Genomic DNA, 22,018 nt, shown 5'->3' on the forward strand with positions numbered 1-22,018 from the left:
GGGATCTCAAGTAATTAACCAGAAAGACGCTCTATATCAGGAAATAGAAGAAAAAAAGGAATTATTTTCAGAGAAGCCGCAAGATGCTTATATTGACAGGGTCTGGAAAAAAACTGCTGGTCGGAATGGCTTGGAAGTAAACGTAGAAAAATCCTATGAAAAAATGAAAGAGGCTGGAACATTCGATGAGTCTAAGCTTGTATTTGATCAAATATCTCCAGAAATTGGTCTAATGGATCTAACTGGCTCTCCAATTTATCGTGGACATCCAGAGAAGGATATGGTGGCACTTTTAATAAATGTTTCTTGGGGGGAAGAGCATATACCGGAAATGCTCCGCATATTAAAGGAAAACAAGGTAAAAGCTACTTTTTTCATTGAAGGTAAATGGGCACAACAAAATTCGGAAATTGTAAAGATGATTGATGAACAAGGACATGTGATTGGTAACCATGCTTATAACCATCCAGACATGGCTAGACTTTCCAATCAAGCGATGGTTGAACAAATCAGTCAGACAAACCAAATACTAACTGCAATTACTGGTAAGAAGGCAGAATGGTTTGCCCCGCCAAGTGGAAGTTATAATGATCAAGTTGTTTATTCAGCAACGAATTTGAATATGGAAACGATTCTTTGGACAGTGGATACGATTGATTGGAAGAATCCGTCAGTTTCTGTTATGATTAACCGGGTGAAGGAAAAAATTCACCCTGGTGCTACAATTTTGATGCATCCGACACCAGCCACTGCGAATGGATTAGAACAGCTAATTCAATTAGTAAGAGAAAGTGGTTACAGATTAGGAACAATTGATATGCTACTTAGTGAAGAAAGGTAATTATGAGTGGCTTGCCCCTTTGATAGATCTAGTTACTTTAGGAGGAAGAATATTGATAGATAAACACATTAGTAAAAATGGTGTACGAATTGTGTTAGAGAAAATACCCGCGGTTCGTTCGGTTACGATCGGTATTTGGGTATTAACCGGTTCAAGAAATGAATCCGTTGAAAATAATGGGATATCCCACTTTTTAGAGCATATGTTTTTTAAAGGTACGAAAACGAGAACTGCTCAGGACATCGCAGAAGCGTTTGATTCCATTGGTGGGCAAATTAATGCATTCACATCCAAGGAATATACGTGTTTTTATGCAAAAGTATTGGATACACATAAGGATTATGCATTAGAAATTCTTGCGGATATGTTCTTTAACTCGACATTTGATGAGGCAGAAATGGAACGCGAGAAAAAAGTTGTATTTGAGGAAATAAAAATGTACGAGGATACGCCAGATGATATTGTTCATGATCTATTGGCAAAAGCTTCTTATGGGGATCATCCATTAGGATATTCCATTCTTGGAACGGAAACACATTTAAAATCTTTTCAGCCAGAAACACTGAGAGAATATGTGAAACAACGCTATACACCTGAAAACGTGGTTGTTTCGGTAGCGGGAAATGTTGAAGATTCATTTATTCAAACGGTTGAACATTATTTTGGTGCATACGAATCGCCAACAGAGAAGTCAACCATTATAAAACCATCATTCTATGCTAATTCCATTGAACGTAATAAGGATACGGAACAGGCGCATCTATGTTTCGGCTTTGAAGGACTTCCACAAGGTAATGAGAATATCTATAGTCTTATCATTATGAATAATGTACTGGGTGGAAGTATGAGTTCGAGGTTATTTCAAGATGTCCGTGAAAAGCAAGGTTTAGCGTATTCTGTTTTCTCTTATCATTCCACTTTCCTTGATAATGGCTTACTGACAATCTATGCGGGTACAGGCAAAGAGCAGCTTTCATTATTAAGGGATACAATCAATCAAACTGTAGAGACATTGATTAATAAAGGATTAACAGATAAAGAGTTGCGTAATAGCAAAGAACAATTAAAAGGTAGTTTGATGCTTGGTTTAGAAAGTACCAATAGCAGAATGTCAAGAAATGGCAGAAATGAGTTGTTGTTACAGCGTCATCGCACATTAGATGAAATTATTCGCGAAATTGATGCAGTAGATTATGCTTCCATCGGGCAAGTTATCAAAAAAATATTTAATAAACCAGCTTCAACTGCATTAATCGCACCTGCACGTGTTCATTAAGTAGCGTGAGGTATTTAAAAAACGAGTATTCACCTGAAGACAGGAAGAATGCTCGTTTTTTGTACTATCTTTAAAGCCAAGTGAACTTCTTCCTTAAAAAGTAGATAGAATTTTAGAGGGGAGCTGAATTGGCTGTTTTTGAGGAAATTAAGTGGTGGGAGTATTCATTCATAGGTTATTTTTTACAACATATATATGAAGTATAAAAGCATAGGAGAGGGTGAGTATATGCGGTTTCGTGATATGAGTGACAAAGAAATTATTAATGTTAATGAAGGTACAAGATTAGGCATGCTCGGACAGACGGATTTGGAAATTGATGAAACAACTGGACAGATAGAGTCATTTATTATTCCAAATTATAAGTGGTTTGGACTAGTGAAAGAAGGGGAAGAAACGAAAATCCGCTGGGACTCGATTAAGAAAATTGGAGAAGATATGATTATGATTGAGACTGATAAACTAGAATAGTTAGCTAAGTTGTTAAAAGCAGGTATCGAGCCATGATACCTGACTTTTTTGCTGTATCCATAACAGTCCCTACTCTATTGTATGCACGTGATAGAGCAAATAGAACCGATTAATCGAAAAAACTTTCATTTGTAATCTAAGACATATACTCTTAAACAAGCCGTAACCGCACTTAACCCGTCCCCGTGGTACGATTACGTTGACAGTAATTAAAACGAGGGGGACTACATAATGAAAAAGTTAGTAGCTCTAATTATTGGTTTAATTATAATAGGTGTTTCTGCGACGACAGTGTCCGCAGCAGCTGATTACGAAGTGAAAAAAGGAGATAACCTTTGGACAATAGCAAATAATAATAATACTACCGTAGAAAAGTTGAAGGATATAAACGATTTGGATTCTTCGATGATTCATCCGAAGCAAACGTTAAAACTTAATGAGGAAAAACCAGAGTATTACACCGTAGAAAAAGGAGATAGTTTAGGTGAGATTAGTAGATCGTACGGAGATGATGTTACGGTTGGAGATTTGAAGGCTTGGAATAATCTCAATTCCGATTTAATCATAGTTGGACAGCAGTTAGTTGTTAATGGTGCAAGCGAGCTGAACACGGAACAAGTGGCAACCGAACAAGTAGAAGCGGATTCAACTATTGAAATTAAAGAACCAGAACCAGAGAATGAACCAAAGCAGGAACCAGAGAATGAACCAGAAGAGGCAACGGAAGACGAAGTTGTAACGCTCGAAGTGGAAGAAGAGGCCACTACTTCCTCTGAAGACGAATCAGCACAGCCAAATGGCAGAACAATTTCAGTAGAAGCAACTGCTTACACGGCATATTGCTCTGGATGCTCCGGAATTACAGCTACAGGCGTTAATTTAAAAGCAAATCCTCATGAAAAGGTGATTGCGGTTGATCCAAATGTTATTCCGCTTGGTACCAGGGTCTTCGTTGAAGGTTATGGCTATGCAGTAGCTGCTGATACTGGAGGGGCAATTAAAGGTAATAAAATAGATATTCATGTTCCTACAAAGGATCAAGCGTATGATTGGGGAAGAAGAGTAGTGGAAGTAACGATTGTGGATTAAATGGAATAAATAGTTAAGCTTTCCATAAATGTACGTTTTCAATAACATAGTAGGAAATTAAACGGTTGGGTTAGGCTTAATTTATAGGTGTAGGCAGATATCATATTTAGGATATCTGCCTTTTTGCTTTCTTTTTTTTGAAACAGACAATCACTCTCACTGTGCGTTCACATAAGCTATAAAGAAAATGAAAAACAGGAAGTATGTCTGGAGGGTCTAAACAATAATGAGTCAATTTATAGCTGTGATTGGCGGAGATGCACGCTATTTAGAATTAATCAGGCAACTAAAGACATTACCTGATACAACAATGATGTTAGTTGGCTTTGATAAATTGGAGCAAGGATTTACTGGATTGAATCAGATGGATTTTGAAGAGCTTGAACCATCTAAGTTAGATGCCGTTATATTACCAATAACGGGTACAGATATGTCTGGAAATATCGAAACCGTATTTTCAGATAAACAGATCCAGATAGAGAAATCATGGTTTAAGAAATTAAAAAACAACACGTCCGTTTTTACTGGAATAACAAATGATTATTTAACGTCAGCTACAACAGCTGCGAATATCGCATTGGTACCACTATTGGACAGGGACGATGTAGCAATTTATAATTCGATACCTACAGCAGAAGGTGCAATTATGATGGCATTTGAAGAGACGGATTATACAATCCACTCGTCACGAGTCGTTGTAGTTGGTTTCGGTAGAGTTGGTAATACAGTGGCAAATAAGTTTTCGGCATTGGGAGCGAAGGTTTCGGTGTGTGCAAGAAGCATTAGAGATCTAGCAAGAATTACCGAAATGGGATTACATGCGATTCCATTGGAAAAGCTTTCTGATCACACCCATGAATGCGATTTACTCATTAATACAATTCCAGCTCCGGTTGTAACGAAGGATGCAATTCAAAATTTACCACCGAATGGTATCATCATTGATTTAGCATCTAAACCTGGTGGGACAGATTTTGACTTTGCAGAAAAACGAGGGATTAAAGCAATTCTAGCAAGAAGCTTACCTGGAATTGTTGCACCTAGAACTGCTGGAAAGATACTTGCGGATGTAATCACACAAATTTTAGATGAAACGAGGGAGTCCCAATGAGTTTGGCAGGAAAACGTATTGGATTCGGCTTAACTGGATCTCATCATACACATAGTCAGGTTTTCCCGCAGATTGAGAAGCTCATCAAGGAACAGGCGGAAGTCATTCCGATTGTATCTTATACGGTTCAAACCATCGATACGAAGTTTGGTAAAGCAACAGAACATATCCAAAAATTGGAATCTATTACAGGAAAAAAAGTAGTCAAAACAATTCCGGAAGCTGAACCGTTTGGACCGAAATACCCGCTTGATTGCATGGTAATTGCCCCGCTCACAGGGAATTCGTTAAGCAAGCTATCAAACGCTTTAACAGATAATCCAGTACTGATGGCAGCTAAATCAACAATGAGAAATCAAAATCCGGTTTTACTTGGTGTGACGACAAACGATGCACTTGGGTTAAATGGGATGAACTTAATGCGTCTTATGAACAGTAAAAATATTTACTTTATTCCATTTGGTCAAGATGATCCATATAAAAAACCAAATTCATTGACTGCTAATTTAGATTTTCTTGTAGATAGTGTGAAGTCTGCATTAAATGGAAAACAAGTTCAACCAATTATTATTCCTTATATGGATGAAAATATGTTAAAATAAATAGCTAGGAGAGAAATAAGATATTTTCGATTTTGGAGGGAGTTATTGTAAATGGCACAGAAGACAGCATATAATGTCGCAGTAGTAGGAGCAACAGGAGCAGTCGGACAAAAAATCATGCAATTATTAGAGGAAAAGAATTTTCCAATAAATAAAATAAAATTGCTCTCGTCAAAAAGGTCTGCAGGAAAAAAGGTAGTATTCAACAATAATGAAGTTACGATTGAAGAAGCTAAACCCGAAAGTTTTGAAGATGTGGATATTGCTTTGTTCTCTGCTGGAGGTTCCATATCGAAGGCACTAGCTCCAGAGGCGGTAAAGCGCGGTGCAGTTGTTATTGACAATACAAGTGCTTATCGAATGGAAGAAAATGTACCACTTGTTGTGCCGGAAGTAAACAATGAAGATATAGCGGAGCACAATGGCATTATCGCAAATCCAAATTGTTCAACAATACAAATGGTCGCGGCGTTAAAGCCGATCAAGGATGCTTTTGGGATAAATCGGATTATTGTATCTACGTATCAAGCAGTTTCTGGTGCTGGAGCACAAGCAGTTGAAGAGCTAAAGACACAATCAAACCAACACTTAAACGGCGAGGAAATGGAAGCAAACTTACTCCCAGTTTCAGGTGATGAGAAACATTATCCAATTGCATTTAATGCGTTACCTCAAATCGATGTTTTCGGGGATAATGGCTATACGTTTGAAGAAATGAAAATGATTAATGAAACGAAGAAAATCCTGCATGATGCTGAACTTTCTGTAGCTGCTACATGTGTAAGGCTACCATTCTTTACCTCACATGCAGAAAGTGTTTATATAGAAGTCGAGCAAGAGAATGTCCGTGTCGAGGATATTTGGAAGCAACTTGAAAATGCTAATGGAGTAGTTCTTGAAGATGATCCAAAAACACAGACATACCCAACACCGTTAAGTGCTGCAGATAAAGAAGAGGTCTTTGTTGGACGCGTTCGTCGTGACATTGATAACGCAAAAGGATTTCACCTTTGGGTTGTATCCGACAATCTTCTTAAAGGTGCTGCTCTAAACACGGTGCAAATCGCGCAATCATTAATAAAAAATAATTGGCTTTAAGAGGCTGCATTTTAAGAGGAATGTTTAATCCGAAACCAAATGAGGGAATCTGCATATAAATGCAGTTCCTTCTGTTTGGTGACCTTTTAAGCGTCCGGTATTTGGTAATAATAGAGGTGTAATGATGGAAATATTGGTTCAAAAATTTGGCGGAACTTCTGTTCAATCAGAAGAAAATAGAGAACATGTAATCAAACATATTAAAGATGCTTTAGTAAAAGGTTATAAATTAGTTGTTGTTGTTTCTGCATTAGGAAGAAAACCAGATCCATATGCTACAGACACATTATTGGGTCTTGTTGATTATCCGAATAATCAAAACTCAGCCCGAGAATTGGATCTTCTCATGTCATGTGGAGAAATTATCTCTTCTGTCGTACTTTCAAATGAGCTTCAAAAGTCTCACATATCGGCAATTGCATTAACTGGATCACAAGCAGGCTTTTTAACGTCAGAGGACTTTAATAAAGCTCGAATTAAAGAAGTAAACCCTACCCGTATTTTAAAAGAATTCGAAAAACATGATGTTGTCGTTGTTGCTGGTTTTCAAGGTCAAAGTTATTCTGGTGAGATAACGACAATTGGCCGTGGAGGCAGCGATACTACTGCGGCTGCATTAGGAGTTGCGCTTAACGCAGAGCGTATTGATATTTTTACAGATGTTAATGGTATTATGACTGCAGATCCACGTGTAGTTAAGAGTGCCCGCCCATTAGACATCGTGACATATACAGAGATATGTAATCTAGCATATCAAGGTGCAAAGGTCATTCATCCTCGAGCGGTAGAGATTGCCATGCAGGGAAAGGTTCCAATGCGAATAAGGTCTACGTACTCTGAAGAACTTGGTACGTTAGTTACTTCATCACGTGTCCTTGAAATGGGAGTCGATATTCCAGACCGAATGATTACTGGAATAGCTCACATGTCTTCCATTACACAAATCAAAGTGAAAACAAAGGAATCCGCCTACCGATTACAGTCTGAAGTATTTAAGGCCATGGCTGAATCAGGTATTTCTGTTGATTTTATCAATATTTCTCCAACAGGTGTTATTTATACGGTTCCTGAGGCACTAACTGAAAAAGCTGTTCATATCCTAGAAGTATTAGGGTTCTACCCAGAAATAACAGAGGGTTGTGCGAAGGTTTCGGCTGTTGGAGCAGGAATGACTGGTGTGCCAGGAGTAGCTTCTAAAATCGTTCAAGCTTTGACAAATTCAGGTGTACAAATTTTACAGTCCGCCGATAGCCATACAACCATTTGGGTCCTTGTGCATAAAAATGATCTAATTACAGCTGTAAATGCGTTACATGAAGTGTTTGAGCTAAGTCATATAAATGAAATGCAGCGTAGATAGGATACCAAAATTTAGATAAGAAAGGTGATCATTCATGAATTTTGGCGATGTACTGACGGCGATGGTTACTCCATTTGATAATAATGGGCAAATTGATTTTGCACAGACGAGCGTCTTAATCGATTATTTAATCGATAATGGGACAGACGCGCTCGTAGTAGTTGGAACAACAGGAGAATCACCAACATTACGTACGGAAGAGAAAATAGACCTGTTTAAGCATGTCGTGAAAAAAGTTAATAACCGCGTACCTGTTTTAGCAGGAACCGGAAGTAATAACACAGCAGAATCAATCCATTTGACGAAAGAAGCGGAAGCATGTGGTGTAGACGGGATCATGCTTGTTACCCCTTATTATAATAAGCCTGACCAACGTGGCATGTACGCACATTTCGCTGCGATTGCTAAGGAAACGAGTTTACCTATCATGCTTTATAATATACCTGGACGTTCAGTAGTCAATTTAACTGCAGAAACAGTGATTAATTTAAGTCAAATTGATAATATCGTTTCCATGAAAGAAGCAAGTGGTGACCTTGACCAAGTCGCAGAAATTATTGAAAACACAGCCGATGATTTTAGTGTGTATAGTGGAGATGACGGATTAACGATACCAATGTTAGCTATTGGGGCCGATGGCATCGTATCTGTTGCTTCCCATGTTATTGGCAATGAAATGCGTACGATGGTTCGACAATTTAAAAATGGTCAGATTCAGGAAGCAGCAGCATTACATCGTAAATTGCTACCAATTATGAACGGGCTTTTCACAGCACCAAGCCCTTCTCCTGTTAAAGCGGCATTACAATTGAAAGGAATCGAAACAGGTGGTGTACGACTGCCATTAGTTCCTTTAACAGATGCTGAAACAAGTAAATTGAAGCTTCTTTTAGATAATTAACAATACCGGCTATTACATTAGCCGGTATTTTTTGTATGTTTACGTTCATACTACCTTTATAGTGATAAAGGATAAAGGGAGTGTTCGTAAATGAATAACAATCCAGAAGAAAATGAAAATCAAGAAGACAAGCCAAATGCATCATCAATTGTCGAGAAAATCCAACAGTTGGGGCAGTCTAATATACCACAGGCACCTGATTCCAATATTCACGTCTTATCAATTATTGGCCAAGTGGAAGGACATATCCAGCTGCCTCCGCAAAATAAAACAACTAAATATGAACATTTATTACCACAGCTTATTGCCATTGAACAAAATCCAAAAATTGAAGGGTTAATTATTTTATTGAATACAGTAGGTGGAGATGTTGAAGCGGGTCTTGCTCTTGCTGAAATGATTGCTTCGATCTCTAAACCAACGGTATCAATTGTACTTGGTGGTGGTCATTCAATTGGAGTACCGATAGCGGTAGCCACAGATTATTCTTTCATTGTTCCAACGGCAACGATGACGATTCATCCAGTTCGATTAACCGGCTTAGTTATAGGAGTACCACAAACCTTTGAATATTTGGATAAGATGCAAGATAGAGTTATCCAATTTGTCGTTGAGCATTCGAATATTAAGGAAGAAAAATTTAAAGATCTTATGTTTGCAAAAGGCAATTTGACTAGAGATATTGGCACAAATGTTGTTGGGAAAGATGCAGTAGCGTATGGGCTAATTGATCAAGTAGGCGGCGTGAAAGATGCGATGAGCAAATTAACGGAGTTTATTGGAAGTAATGACAGTGCAGAGGGTGGTGTTATACAATGATATTGTATACACCACTAGCCCAGCATGAAATCTTCCCTGACGATCAGGAAGGATTTTCAAATGTTGAGCATATTGCTTACGGTGGGAGAATGATTTATGCTGCACGAATGAAGGATGGAACTTATCAAGTTCAGCAGCTCGTTTCAACAGATCCACAGGATTATTTACGGGCTGAATTTTCCCCGGGTAGTATTCTATCTTAAACCAAATTATTAAACGGTTTATGGTATAATTGGGATAGTAAGTAAACCCTTGCCATTTTGTGGGCGAGGGTTTACTATTCATATATGTTTGTAAAGATAGAGGTGAAAAAATGGCGAGAAAAAGAAAGCGAAAAAGTACTAAAAAAACGAGATCATTAAGGTTGGAACTTTTAGGGCTACTGTTTATCTTTTTATCCATCTTCGGGAGTGGAGCAAGTGCAATAAGCGATGGTGCAATACCTGGATGGATGGAACATTTCTTCCAATTCTTTCTTGGGATTTGGTATTTTGTTGCATCTGTGTTCTTGTTTATTACTGGTGTTCTGCTACTAGTTAAGCGAAAGTACCCGAATTTTTGGAGTAGAAAAATGGTAGGGTTCTATATTCTATTTGCTGGCATTCTACTATTATCACATATACAAACGATTGAGAGTTTGCTAGTAACGGCTGGAAATGTATCGATTATCGGTACAACTTGGAATAATTTTTTAGACTATGTTAGCGGAACTGGTACCGTTATGCAGATGGGTGGAGGCATGATCGGAGCAGTCATTTTTACTTTCTGTAATTTTCTATTTTCTTTAGCTGGTTCGAAAATCGTTGCCGTGTTCTCTATATTAATTGGTCTTATATTTATTACCGATATATCGATTGGCGACTTATTTGCTAAACTATTTGCGAGAATAAAAAAAATTACCGAAAACCAGTTTGTCAAATGGAAGGATGTAAAAGCAGCGAAAAAGCAACAGAAGGAAGAACGGAAGTTACAGGATGATGTGGTTATTGATGAACTACAGCATGATGAACCGGTGATTAATGATTTTACGGATATTGCCTATGCCACAAACGAAACAGAAAAAGAGCCGGTACATGCTGCAGCACCGCTAGAGGAAAAAGCTAAACAGAAGGAAGCGGAAGAAGTAGACGACGTTCCAGAAATGGCAATGACAGAAACAGAAAATCCAGAATATATATTGCCATCTCCCAATTTACTGGCTGATCCAGCACATAATTCACAACAAAAGGAAAAGTCACAGATCCAAGCTACTGTTAGAAAGCTTGAACAAACGTTTAAAAGTTTTGGGGTAAAAGCTAGAATTACAAAAGTACATGTAGGTCCTGCTGTAACGAAGTATGAAGTGTATCCAGAAGCTGGTGTTAAGGTAAGTAAGATTGTTGGTTTACATGATGATTTAGCACTTGCACTAGCAGCCAAGGATATTCGGATAGAAGCTCCGATACCGGGAAAATCTGCAGTTGGAATCGAAGTACCAAACCAAGAGGTTGCTATGGTATCGTTACGAGAAGTGCTTGATAAAACATGGAATAATAAGTCAGCGAAACTACTATATGCACTAGGAAGAGATATTTCTGGTGAAGCTGTCGTAGGCGAGTTAAATAAGATGCCCCATCTATTAATTGCTGGTGCAACTGGTAGTGGGAAGAGTGTATGTGTTAATGGAATTATTACAAGTATCTTAATGCGTACAAAACCACATGAAGTTAAAATGATGATGATTGATCCAAAGAAAGTGGAATTGAATGTTTATAATGGAATCCCGCATCTATTGGCTCCAGTGGTAACAGATCCTAAAAAGGCATCAAGAGCATTAAAAAAGGTAGTTTCTGAAATGGAAAGAAGATATGATTTATTTACTGACACCGGAACACGTAATATTGAAGGGTATAACGAATATATCCGCAAATATAATTTGAGTTCCGATGAAACACAGCCACATTTACCGTACATCGTCGTTCTCGTTGATGAGCTCGCTGATTTAATGATGGTTGCTTCCAATGATGTAGAAGATTCCATTACCAGATTGGCTCAAATGGCTCGTGCAGCAGGTATTCATTTAATAATTGCTACACAGCGGCCATCAGTTGACGTTATTACAGGGGTGATCAAAGCAAATATCCCGTCCCGAATTGCTTTTAGTGTTTCTTCTCAAATAGACTCAAGAACGATTCTCGACTCAGGTGGAGCTGAGAAGCTGCTAGGCAGAGGGGACATGCTATTCATGCCTGTAGGTTCATCTAAACCAACCCGCGTACAGGGAGCATTTTTATCTGATGAAGAGGTGGAACGCGTTGTTGACCATTGTATTGAACAACAAAAAGCTTCTTATCAAGAAGAGATGATTCCAGAAGATACAAATGATGTAGTAGAAGAAGTAGATGACGAATTATATGAAGATGCGGTACAGATGATTATTGAAATGCAGAGTGCCAGTGTCTCCATGCTGCAACGGAGATTCCGGATTGGGTATACTCGAGCAGCGCGATTGATTGATGCAATGGAAGCACGAGGTATTGTTGGACCATACGAAGGAAGTAAGCCGAGAACAGTGTTAGTTTCGCAAGCAGCGGAAGAAAAAACAATGTAGTATTCTTGCAGCCTAATTAAAAACGGAATTTGAACGATCAAAAAGTCATGCATTTTATAAATGAGACAGGTGAAAATAAGCTCACCTGTCTTATTTTTTTGGTAAAGAAAGGTAAATTTCTAATTGTACAGGAGTAACTAAGAAACTAAACTGCATCAACACTTGTCGAGCAGAAAGTCCTCTTGTCATAATTTGTTGACTTTTTTAAGGAATTTATCCTATTTCTATTTATTTATTCAACTAATAGTGGTAAGATAAATGACGGACAAAATAGTCATACGTCAGAGGTCAGATCTCTTTAAGTGCAGTTAGAGGAAAGAGGGGATTTTGTGTCGATTAAAACGGATTCAAGGCACCTATATTTACAAGTCATCGACGAAATTACAAGAGATATTGAAAATGGCAAGTATAGAGAAAAAGAGAAGCTACCATCAGAATATCAATTGTCAAAACAATTAGGCGTTTCTAGAGCTACGTTAAGAGAAGCTCTTCGCATTCTTGAAGAAGACAATGTTGTAACGCGAAGGCATGGGGTTGGAACCTTTGTAAATTCGAAGCCGATTTTTTCTTCAGGTATTGAAGAGCTAAGTAGTGTTACGCAAATGATTGAGCAATCTGGTAAAATTGCTGGTTCACAATATTTATCTACAGAGTTAATCGAAGCAACAGATGAGGATAAAGCAAAATTTTCCCCGAGAAGTGTGAACACTCTGGCTAAAATTGAAAGGGTCCGTACAGCTGATAATAAACCTGTTGTATTTTGTATTGATAAGGTGCCGGAAAACTTAATACCGCTTGATCGGGTACATGAGGTCGATTCTATCTTTGAACTTTTAGAAGATTATGCGAACAAACGAATTGCATACGCTGTTACATACATCGAACCAATCAGCTATCATGACCGAATATACAGTATTTTGGACTGCGTACCAGATCAATCATTACTTTTGCTGAAACAGATTCACTATACAAGCAAAGATGAAGCTATCCTATATTCAGCCAATTATTTTCGTTCAGACGTTTTCAGCTTTCATGTTCTTAGAAAAAGGGTATGAATCCTAAAAAACTGAATTTTTAGGAGGTGATGGGCGAAAATAGGAAAGGGTTTGCAGTGATTTTTTTTGTTCGTTTTTTAGTTATACTATCTCAACTATTTAGGGGGCATTAAATTGAAGAATCGTAAGTTTATTCTATTGTTTGCTTTATTATTGAGTCTTGGGCTAGTTTTAGCTGCATGTGGTGGCGGGTCAAGCGAGGGCGATACAGCTGGTTCAGACGACAATAATGATAATGCAGATAATGCAGCATCTGATGAAGATTACAGCATTGCAATGGTAACGGATCAAGGTGGGGTAGATGATAAATCATTTAACCAGTCTGCATGGGAAGGTATCCAAGCGTGGGGAGAAGAGAATGACCTATCAAAAGGTAACGGGTTTGATTATGCGCAATCAGCGTCACAAGCAGACTTCATGCCGAACATCACCCGCCTTGTGCGCGATGAATATAACTTAATCTTTGGTACTGGATTTCTTTTAAAAGAGGATATTCAAAAAGCAGCAGAACAATTTCCAGACACGTACTTTGCAATCGTGGATGATATTGTAGAAGCACCAAATGCACTAAGTGTTACGTTTAAAGAGCATGAAGGTTCATTTTTAGCTGGTGTTGCAGCTGCAAACAAAACGAAAACAAATAAATTGGGCTTTGTTGGTGGTATCGATTCACCGTTAATTACTAAGTTTGAAGCCGGCTTCATTGCAGGTGCAAAATCTGTAAACCCTGATATTGAAATAGATGTTCAATATGCTGAAACTTTTGATGATGCAGCAAAAGGGAAATTAATTGCATCCAACATGTATAGCAATGGTGTTGACGTAATTTATCATGCATCTGGTGGAACAGGAAATGGTGTATTTAACCAAGCAAAAGATATTAAACAAAATGATGCAGATCGTGAAATCTGGGTAATCGGTGTGGATGCTGACCAGCATGAAGAAGGTAAAATTGGCGACCATAACGTAACATTAACTTCTATGGTTAAACGTGTTGACGTTGCTGTACAAGATGTTGCTAAGATGCTACAAGCAGGCGAATTTCCAGGTGGCGAGCACTTAGAATTTGGAATTGAAGAAGATGGAATTTCCATCGCTGATACAAATACAGATGCGTTTACAGAAGATATCAAAAATGCTGTAAACGAATGGCAAGAAAAAATTCTTAACGGGGATGTAGAAACACCTCAAACACGTGAAGAATTAGAATCATTTCTTGAAGCACTTTAATAAATAGTGAAGAAGGCTAATCACTTTAGCCTTCTTCACTCATGTTAAGTAAGATTTTCAACTAAAGAGGATTAGAAAACAATAGTCCTTTTTATTTGATGATTTTATAAAAAACAGTAAAGATAATAATGCTATAAAGGGGTGAAGACCGGTGGAATATGTAATTGAAATGTTAAATATACGGAAGGAATTTCCTGGAATCGTAGCAAACGATAATATTACAATCCAGCTTAAACAAGGTGAGATTCATGCGCTATTAGGAGAAAATGGTGCTGGGAAATCTACTTTAATGAATGTTTTATTTGGTTTGTACCAACCGGAGCAAGGAGAAATTCGGGTAAAAGGGAAGAAAGTAAATATTACGAATCCGAATATTGCAAATGATTTAGGTATTGGGATGGTACATCAGCACTTTATGCTTGTTGAGCCATTTACAGTAACCCAAAATATTGTTCTTGGAAGTGAACCGACTAAAAAAACTGGTGTTATTAATGTCGAGAAAGCAAGAAAGGACATTCAGGAAATTTCCGATAGGTATGGTCTGAAGGTCGATCCAGATGCAAAAATAAGTGATATTTCAGTTGGTATGCAACAGCGTGTGGAGATTTTGAAGACATTATATCGCGGGGCAGAGGTACTTATATTTGATGAACCAACTGCAGTGCTAACACCACAAGAAATTAATGAATTAATGGAAATTATGCGTTCATTAATTAAAGAAGGAAAATCTATTATTCTCATTACACATAAACTCAAAGAAATAATGGAAGTTTGTGATAGGTGTACGGTTATTCGTAAAGGGAAGGGAATTGGCACTGTAAATGTTGCTGAAACAAATACGAACGAACTGGCATCACTCATGGTTGGTAGAGAAGTCCATTTTAAAACAGAGAAGAAGCAAGCAGAACCTAAAGAAACCGTTTTAACAATTGAAAATTTAGTTGTAAAAGACGCTAGAAAAGTAGATTTAGTAAAAGGGTTAAATCTTGAGTTGCGTGCTGGAGAGATTGTCGGAATTGCTGGTGTTGATGGTAATGGACAATCGGAATTGATCGAGGCAATCACTGGCCTTCGTTCTGCAGTTTCCGGAAAAATTAAACTAAATAATAAAAACATTACGAACAAGAGTCCGAGAAAGGTAACAGAAAGTGGAGTTGGTCATATTCCGCAGGACAGACATCGATTTGGACTCGTGTTGGATTATTCCATAGGCGAAAATATTGTTTTGCAAACCTATTATAAAAAGCCTTATTCCAAAGCTAAAGTATTAAATTATAAGGCGATTTATGACCAAGCACAAAAGATTATTAAAGAATACGATGTTCGTACGCCGAGTGTCTATACGAAGGCGCGGGCACTTTCTGGTGGAAATCAACAAAAAGCAATCATTGGTCGAGAAGTGGATCGTTCACCTGACTTACTAATTGCTGCTCAGCCAACTCGAGGTTTAGATGTAGGCGCTATTGAGTTTATTCATAAAAAATTGATTGAAGAACGTGACAAAGGAAAGGCAATTTTATTAATTTCGTTTGAACTCGATGAAATTATGAATGTTAGTGATCGAATTGCCGTTATGTTTGATGGGAAAATAGTTGCTGACGTAAAGCCGGAAGAAACCAGTGAACAGGAACTGGGATTGTTGATGGCTGGAAGTCAGGTTAAGGAAGGTGATCCAAATGCCATCCAATAGATTATTTACGCTGCTTGTCCCAGTTGTATCTGTTGTTATGGGATTGATTGCAGGTGCGATTATCATGCATATTTCTGGGTTTAACCCGATTGATGGGTACTCAGCATTATGGACTGGTGCATTTGGAGATGCCTATACAATCGGAGAAACAATTAGAAGGTCAGCTCCATATATCCTTACAGGGTTATCGATAGCATTCGCATTTCGCACTGGGTTGTTTAATATAGGTGCTGAGGGGCAGGTGCTTGTAGGCTGGCTTGCAGCAGTATGGGTAGGACTGACAATTGATGCACCAATGTATATTCATTTGCCGCTTGCTATTCTTGCAGCAGCTGTTGCTGGTGGATTATGGGCATTTGTCCCAGGTATTTTAAAGGCAAAGCTTGGAGTTCATGAAGTAATCGTAACAATCATGATGAATTATATTGCTTTATTTACGACGAATGAAATTATAAGAAAAGTATTAACAAGTGGACAAACAACAACAGATACGATAGCTGGTTCTGCTTCCTTGGCTTCCGAATGGATGCAGAGCATTACGTTTTATTCCCGTGTTCACTATGGAATTTTAATTGCCTTATTTGCCGCTGCAATTATGTGGTTTATTATTCAACGAACTACGATTGGTTATGAATTGAAATCAGTTGGTTTTAATCAGCACGCATCACGCTATGCTGGTATGAATGTAAGTAAAAATATTATATTATCGATGGTTATTGCAGGTATGTTTGCTGGACTTGCAGGTGCAATGGAAGGGCTAGGTACCTACGGAAATATGTCCGTAACAGCAGGATTTTCTAATTTAGGCTTTGACGGAATCGCTGTTGCGCTTCTTGGTGCAAACACAGCAATTGGGGTTGTTTTTGCAGCATTCTTGTTTGGTGCACTTAAAGAGGGCGCTGGTGAAATGCCAACTGGGGCAGGTATCCCGACAGAACTTGTAGACATTATTATTGCGCTAATCATCTTCTTTGTAGCATCTAGCTACATCATTAGATGGGTAATCGTTCGCTTCAAAAAGGAGGGGAAATAAATGATTGAAATATTGCAATCTGTTATCCCTACAGCTTTATTTTATTCAGCTCCTTTAATCTTAACTGCATTAGGTGGCGTTTTTAGTGAACGTTCTGGAGTTGTAAACATTGGTCTTGAAGGTTTAATGGTCATGGGTGCATTTTTAGGGATTGTCTTTAACTTGACTTTCTCGGATGTACTCGGAGCATGGACACCTTGGATTTCAATCCTAGTTGCCATGGTTGTTTCAGCAATTTTCTCCATTATTCATGCTGTAGCATCGGTTTCTTTCCATGCTAGCCAAGTTGTTAGTGGTGTAGCGATTAATATGCTTGCACTAGGTATCGGGGTTTATTTAACAAAACAATGGTATGGTAAAGGGCAAACAGATATGGTTGATCAACCATTCTATACAACGAATATCCCGTTATTATCAGACATTCCAGTCCTTGGATCAATATTTTTCCAAGGAATCTATATTACATCGTATTTGGCTATTATTTTAGCTTTCGTTGCTTGGTTTGTACTGTACAAAACGCCATTTGGTTTAAGGTTGCGTGCAGTTGGTGAACATCCAATGGCAGCTGACACAAATGGAATTAATGTAAGTAGAATGCGTTATATCGCTGTCATTCTTTCTGGAGCACTTGGAGGCTTAGGCGGATCTGTATTCGCACTAACAATTGCATCCAATTTCTCACATTCAACGATTGTAGGACAGGGTTTTATGGCGCTTGCAGCAGTTATATTTGGTAAATGGCATCCGCTCGGAGCAATGGGAGCAGCATTATTCTTTGGTTTTGCTCAAAGTTTAAGTGTCATTGGGTCAAGTATCCCGCTTTTACAGGACGTACCACAAGTATTCCTGTTAATCGCACCATATGTGCTAACGATTCTTGCTTTGGCAGGATTCATTGGACGTGCTGATGCACCTCGAGCAAATGGTGAACCATACATTAAAGGTAGCAGATAATTATAGAAGCTTTTTAACATGAACTGACTTGCTAATAATAGCAAGTCAGTTTTTTTTACCGTATAATGGATGACAAATGGTAAATTTGTGCAAGATATTTGTGGAGATATAAGAATATGTACTATCGGAGGATGCCTATGGATACAATTCAAGAAAAGCGCCTTGACGAACAAGGTCTTAAGCTTCATTTTATTCAATCGAAAAAGTTTAAAACAATTACTTTTGTAGCGAAAATAAAAGCTAAATTGGATAAGGAGACGATCACAAAGCGAGCATTACTTCCTTATATTTTGAAGCAAGGAACGAAAACTTATCCAGACAGAAGTGCTTTACAGTTAAAGCTAGATGATTTATATGGTGCAGTTTTAACTGCTGATGGAGGTAAAAAGGGAGAGAATCACATTATTACGATTCGTCTGGAGTTCGCGAATGAAAAATTCATCCCTGATGCATCAAACGTTATGGATGAGGCGATTCGATTATTTAGTGAAGTGTTATTTCATCCGAATGCAGGAAAAAACGGATTTGACGATGCTGTTTTTAAACGGGAAGTCGGTACATTAAAGCAAAAGATAAACGCTATTCAAGATGACAAAATGAGTTATGCCAATATGCGACTCATTGATGAAATGTGTAAAGAAGAAGCGTATCAGTTACATGTACATGGATATGAGGAAGACTTAAATTCCTTGATGAATGAAGACCTGTATAACTATTATCAACAAATGCTTAAACAAGATGAGATGGATATCTATGTTCTTGGAGATTTTGTTGAGGAAAAAGTAAAACATATAATCAAGGATACGATGCAACGAACTGTGCAGCAAGGTACCTCAACAGTTAATGCGGTGACTAAAAAGCCGGTGTCCGAGCAACAGGAGATAATCGAAAAACAGCAAGTTCAACAAGCGAAATTGCACATTGGTTATCGTACGAATACGACATATCAAGACGATGCTTATTTTGCCTTGCAAGTATTTAATGGATTGTTCGGGGGCTTTCCAAGCTCGAAATTATTTATTAATGTTAGGGAAAAAAATAGCCTCGCCTACTATGCTTCATCGCGACTAGAAAGTCATAAAGGATTGTTATTTGTTTTTAGCGGAATCGCACCGGACGATTTTGAAAAAGCAAGGGATATTATTCGCTTGCAAGTGCAAGCAATGAAGGACGGCGATTTTACAGAGCAAGAACTAAATGAGACAAAAGATTTAATTATTAATCAGTTAAAGGAAACAATGGATCATCCACAAGGTTTAATTGAAATACTGTATCAGCAAGTTATTGGAAAACGTCTCATGACACCAACCGAATTGCTTGATGGTATTCAAAATGTCACGAAAGAAGAAGTCGTTCAAGTTGCGGGCAAAGTCGAAGAGGATACTGTGTACTTATTAACGAGTGAAGGAGGAGAACAAGGTGAATAAACAAACCTATGAAAGTATTGGAGAGACACTTTATTCAGAAAAACTGGATAATGGATTGACCGTGTTCTTATTACCTAAACCAGAAATGACAAAATCATTTGGCATTTTTTCCACGAATTATGGATCAATTGACCAAACCTTTGTTCCTTTAGGTGAATCCGCTGAAATAACCGTACCAGAAGGTGTAGCACATTTTTTAGAGCATAAGCTTTTTGAAAAAGAAGACCGTGATGTTTTTGCGGATTTCGGAAAGCAAGGGGCATCACCAAATGCCTATACATCATTTACAAAGACAGCTTATTTATTTTCAGCTACGAGCCAAATTGAGAAGAATGTCGAAACACTAATCGACTTTGTACAGGATCCATACTTTTCGGAGCAATCTGTGGAAAAGGAAAAGGGGATTATCGCACAGGAAATTAAAATGTATGATGATCAACCAGATTGGCAGGCATTTATGGGAACGATTAAAAGCATGTTTCAAAATCACCCCGTAAAAATCGATATTGCAGGTACAGTGGAGTCCATTACATCTATTACAAAAGATGATCTATATACGTGCTACCATACGTTTTATCATCCTGAAAATATGACACTATTCGTTGTAGGTAATTTTGAAGTAGAGCAGATGATGGAAATGATAACGTTAAATCAAAAGGAAAAATCTTTTGATAAGATGGCTGAGTTGAAGCGCGATTTTCCTGAGGAGCCACGAGAGGTTGCAATGAAAGAAAATACGATTCATATGCCTGTATCCATTCCGAAATGTACAATAGGGATAAAAGATTCTGATACCGAACTAGAAAAAGAGGAATTTTTAAGAAGAGATCTACTAGGCAGTATGATACTAAGTCATTTCTTTTCTACTGGTGGAGAATTTTATCAGGAATTATATAAAGCAGACCTAATCGATGATAGCTTTTATTTTGAAACGAATCTTGAGAGGAATTTTGGGTATTCGATGATTGGTAGTAATACAGCTAAACCAGAGGAATTTGCAGCGAAAATAAAAGAACAATTATTATCAACAAAAAAATATGCGCTAACGGATGAAGTGTTTGAACGAATGAAGAAGAAAAAAATCGGCCAATTGCTACGTGCGATGAATTCTCTCGAGTTTATTGCAAATAAATATATTCATTACCATACAATGGGAATTAATCTGTTTGAAATCATTCCTGCAATTCAAGGATTGTCATTGGACGATGCACAGGCGTTCTTGAAAGAATGGATTGCTGAGGAACGTTTAGCTGTATGTACGATAAGTGCAGCAAAAGGATAGGGAGAGACGATGGGGAAAAATATATTAATTATCGGAGCAAGCGGTGATATTGGCTATGCAATAGCTGAACGCCTTGCTCAAGACGGTTATCAATTATTACTACATTATCATAAAAATAGGTCTGGTATTGATTTGCTACGGGAACGATTAGCTAATGAGTCAGTGCTTGCTGTGATCCAAGCTGATTTAAGTAATCAAGATGAAATTAAACATTTCCTGACGAAACTGGTGCTTCCAGTTGATGGAATCATCTTTGCCGGTGGAACTGCTTATTATGGATTATTGCAACATACGTCTGAAGAGGCTATGGATGCAATGTTATCTTTACATGTGAAAGCACCATGGATGCTTACCAAACATCTCTTGCCTCCTATGATAACGAATCACAAAGGGAATATCATTATGATTACATCGATATGGGGCAATGTTGGTGCTAGTTATGAAGTCATCTATTCCTCTGTTAAGGGTGCGCAGAATAGCTTTATTAAAGCCTTGGCGAAGGAAGTGGCTCCTGCAGGAATTTCTGTTAATGGGATTAGTCCAGGTTATATTGAAACGAAGATGAACAGTCATTTATCGGAAGAAGAAAAACTGGCAATTATCGATGAAATTCCGATGAATCGAGCTGGCATACCCAGTGAGATAGCGCATACGGTTAGTTTTTTACTTGATAAACGGTCAACCTATATTCAGGGAGAAATTATTAATGTGAATGGTGGTTGGTAGTGTTTGTTTTCTGCCATACCTGATACTGACCGCATATCTAGGCTGTAAGAACGTTTGTGATTTTGACTGTATAAATTTTGCCAACCTTCATATACTATGCAGGATATTATGAATGGAGGAGGCTCACCAATGTCAGTATTAGATAATTTTGATACGTGGAAAGGCTTTTTAGCGAATCGAATCCAGCAAGCACAGCAGCAAGGAATGGATCAGCAAACGATGTCAGCGGTTGCTGCTGAAGTTGGGGATTATCTAGCTCAAAGCGTAGAAGCTAAAAATAGCGAAGAAGCAGTTTTAAAAGAGCTATGGAATGCTGCATCTGAACAAGAACAGCAAGCTATTGCAAATATAATGATTAAGCTTGTCCAACAACAGTAACAAACAGCAAGCGGTTGTAAATATTTTATAAACCTTTATATTATAAAAAGCTATATAGTCGTACTATATGGCTTTTTTGCGTAGA

The 22,018-nt window shown here is 38.0% G+C and carries 21 protein-coding genes; all 21 read left to right on the forward strand.

Going from position 1 to position 22,018, the window contains the following annotated elements:
• A partial coding sequence (locus F1560_RS19780) for a polysaccharide deacetylase family protein (RefSeq protein ID WP_149476506.1) occupies window positions 1-841 on the forward strand: 841 nt, incomplete at its 5' end.
• Between the two features lie 52 nt (window positions 842-893).
• A complete protein-coding gene (locus tag F1560_RS19785; protein WP_149476349.1) occupies window positions 894-2,117 on the forward strand; it encodes a M16 family metallopeptidase in 1,224 nt (407 codons plus the stop codon).
• 228 nt (window positions 2,118-2,345) lie between these two features.
• Entirely contained in the window at window positions 2,346-2,588 is a 243-nt protein-coding gene (locus F1560_RS19790; protein ID WP_149476350.1) for a YlmC/YmxH family sporulation protein, read from the forward strand.
• 231 nt (window positions 2,589-2,819) lie between these two features.
• Window positions 2,820-3,677 carry a LysM peptidoglycan-binding and 3D domain-containing protein gene (locus tag F1560_RS19795; RefSeq protein ID WP_149476351.1) on the forward strand — a complete coding sequence of 286 codons (858 nt, stop codon included), beginning with the start codon at window positions 2,820-2,822 and terminating at the stop codon, window positions 3,675-3,677.
• Window positions 3,678-3,903: 226 nt separating this feature from the next.
• Window positions 3,904-4,788: a dipicolinic acid synthetase subunit A gene (gene dpaA / locus F1560_RS19800; protein ID WP_149476352.1), complete on the forward strand. Its 885-nt coding sequence runs from the start codon at window positions 3,904-3,906 to the stop codon at window positions 4,786-4,788.
• A complete protein-coding gene (dpaB, locus tag F1560_RS19805) occupies window positions 4,785-5,390 on the forward strand; it encodes a dipicolinate synthase subunit B (protein ID WP_149476353.1) in 606 nt (201 codons plus the stop codon). The genes dpaA and dpaB overlap by 4 nt, the downstream gene beginning before the upstream one ends.
• 51 nt (window positions 5,391-5,441) lie before the next feature.
• The gene (gene asd, locus F1560_RS19810) at window positions 5,442-6,488 is read left to right on the forward strand and encodes an aspartate-semialdehyde dehydrogenase (RefSeq protein WP_149476354.1); all 1,047 of its coding nucleotides are present in this window, start codon (window positions 5,442-5,444) and stop codon (window positions 6,486-6,488) included.
• 124 nt (window positions 6,489-6,612) lie between these two features.
• The gene (gene dapG, locus F1560_RS19815) at window positions 6,613-7,848 is read left to right on the forward strand and encodes an aspartate kinase (RefSeq protein WP_149476355.1); all 1,236 of its coding nucleotides are present in this window, start codon (window positions 6,613-6,615) and stop codon (window positions 7,846-7,848) included.
• Between the two features lie 34 nt (window positions 7,849-7,882).
• The gene (gene dapA, locus F1560_RS19820) at window positions 7,883-8,749 is read left to right on the forward strand and encodes a 4-hydroxy-tetrahydrodipicolinate synthase (RefSeq protein ID WP_149476356.1); all 867 of its coding nucleotides are present in this window, start codon (window positions 7,883-7,885) and stop codon (window positions 8,747-8,749) included.
• A 90-nt stretch (window positions 8,750-8,839) separates the two neighbouring features.
• Complete coding sequence (locus tag F1560_RS19825) at window positions 8,840-9,568, forward strand: ClpP family protease (RefSeq protein WP_149476357.1); 729 nt, start codon at window positions 8,840-8,842, stop codon at window positions 9,566-9,568.
• The gene (locus F1560_RS19830) at window positions 9,565-9,771 is read left to right on the forward strand and encodes a YlzJ-like family protein (RefSeq protein WP_149476358.1); all 207 of its coding nucleotides are present in this window, start codon (window positions 9,565-9,567) and stop codon (window positions 9,769-9,771) included. Before F1560_RS19825 ends, F1560_RS19830 begins: the two co-directional genes overlap by 4 nt.
• Before the next feature lie 110 nt (window positions 9,772-9,881).
• Window positions 9,882-12,158, forward strand: a complete 2,277-nt coding sequence (locus F1560_RS19835; RefSeq protein WP_149476359.1) for an FtsK/SpoIIIE family DNA translocase — start codon at window positions 9,882-9,884, stop codon at window positions 12,156-12,158.
• A 329-nt stretch (window positions 12,159-12,487) separates the two neighbouring features.
• Entirely contained in the window at window positions 12,488-13,213 is a 726-nt protein-coding gene (locus F1560_RS19840; RefSeq protein WP_149476360.1) for a GntR family transcriptional regulator, read from the forward strand.
• A gap of 114 nt (window positions 13,214-13,327) precedes the next feature.
• Window positions 13,328-14,443: a BMP family lipoprotein gene (locus tag F1560_RS19845; RefSeq protein WP_149476361.1), complete on the forward strand. Its 1,116-nt coding sequence runs from the start codon at window positions 13,328-13,330 to the stop codon at window positions 14,441-14,443.
• Window positions 14,444-14,594: 151 nt separating this feature from the next.
• The gene (locus F1560_RS19850) at window positions 14,595-16,133 is read left to right on the forward strand and encodes an ABC transporter ATP-binding protein (RefSeq protein ID WP_149476362.1); all 1,539 of its coding nucleotides are present in this window, start codon (window positions 14,595-14,597) and stop codon (window positions 16,131-16,133) included.
• Complete coding sequence (locus F1560_RS19855; protein ID WP_149476363.1) at window positions 16,120-17,166, forward strand: ABC transporter permease; 1,047 nt, start codon at window positions 16,120-16,122, stop codon at window positions 17,164-17,166. The genes F1560_RS19850 and F1560_RS19855 overlap by 14 nt, the downstream gene beginning before the upstream one ends.
• Window positions 17,167-18,120 carry an ABC transporter permease gene (locus F1560_RS19860; protein WP_149476364.1) on the forward strand — a complete coding sequence of 318 codons (954 nt, stop codon included), beginning with the start codon at window positions 17,167-17,169 and terminating at the stop codon, window positions 18,118-18,120.
• Between the two features lie 137 nt (window positions 18,121-18,257).
• The gene (gene yfmF, locus F1560_RS19865) at window positions 18,258-19,547 is read left to right on the forward strand and encodes an EF-P 5-aminopentanol modification-associated protein YfmF (RefSeq protein ID WP_149476365.1); all 1,290 of its coding nucleotides are present in this window, start codon (window positions 18,258-18,260) and stop codon (window positions 19,545-19,547) included.
• Window positions 19,540-20,829, forward strand: coding sequence for an EF-P 5-aminopentanol modification-associated protein YfmH (gene yfmH / locus F1560_RS19870; RefSeq protein ID WP_149476366.1), 1,290 nt, complete (start codon window positions 19,540-19,542; stop codon window positions 20,827-20,829). Before yfmF ends, yfmH begins: the two co-directional genes overlap by 8 nt.
• Before the next feature lie 9 nt (window positions 20,830-20,838).
• Window positions 20,839-21,555, forward strand: a complete 717-nt coding sequence (ymfI, locus tag F1560_RS19875; protein WP_149476367.1) for an elongation factor P 5-aminopentanone reductase — start codon at window positions 20,839-20,841, stop codon at window positions 21,553-21,555.
• Between the two features lie 129 nt (window positions 21,556-21,684).
• The gene (locus F1560_RS19880; RefSeq protein ID WP_149476368.1) at window positions 21,685-21,933 is read left to right on the forward strand and encodes a DUF3243 domain-containing protein; all 249 of its coding nucleotides are present in this window, start codon (window positions 21,685-21,687) and stop codon (window positions 21,931-21,933) included.
• Window positions 21,934-22,018 lie beyond the last annotated feature (85 nt).

The organism is Oceanobacillus polygoni (assembly GCF_008304605.1).
Lineage (GTDB): Bacteria > Bacillota > Bacilli > Bacillales > Amphibacillaceae > Oceanobacillus > Oceanobacillus polygoni.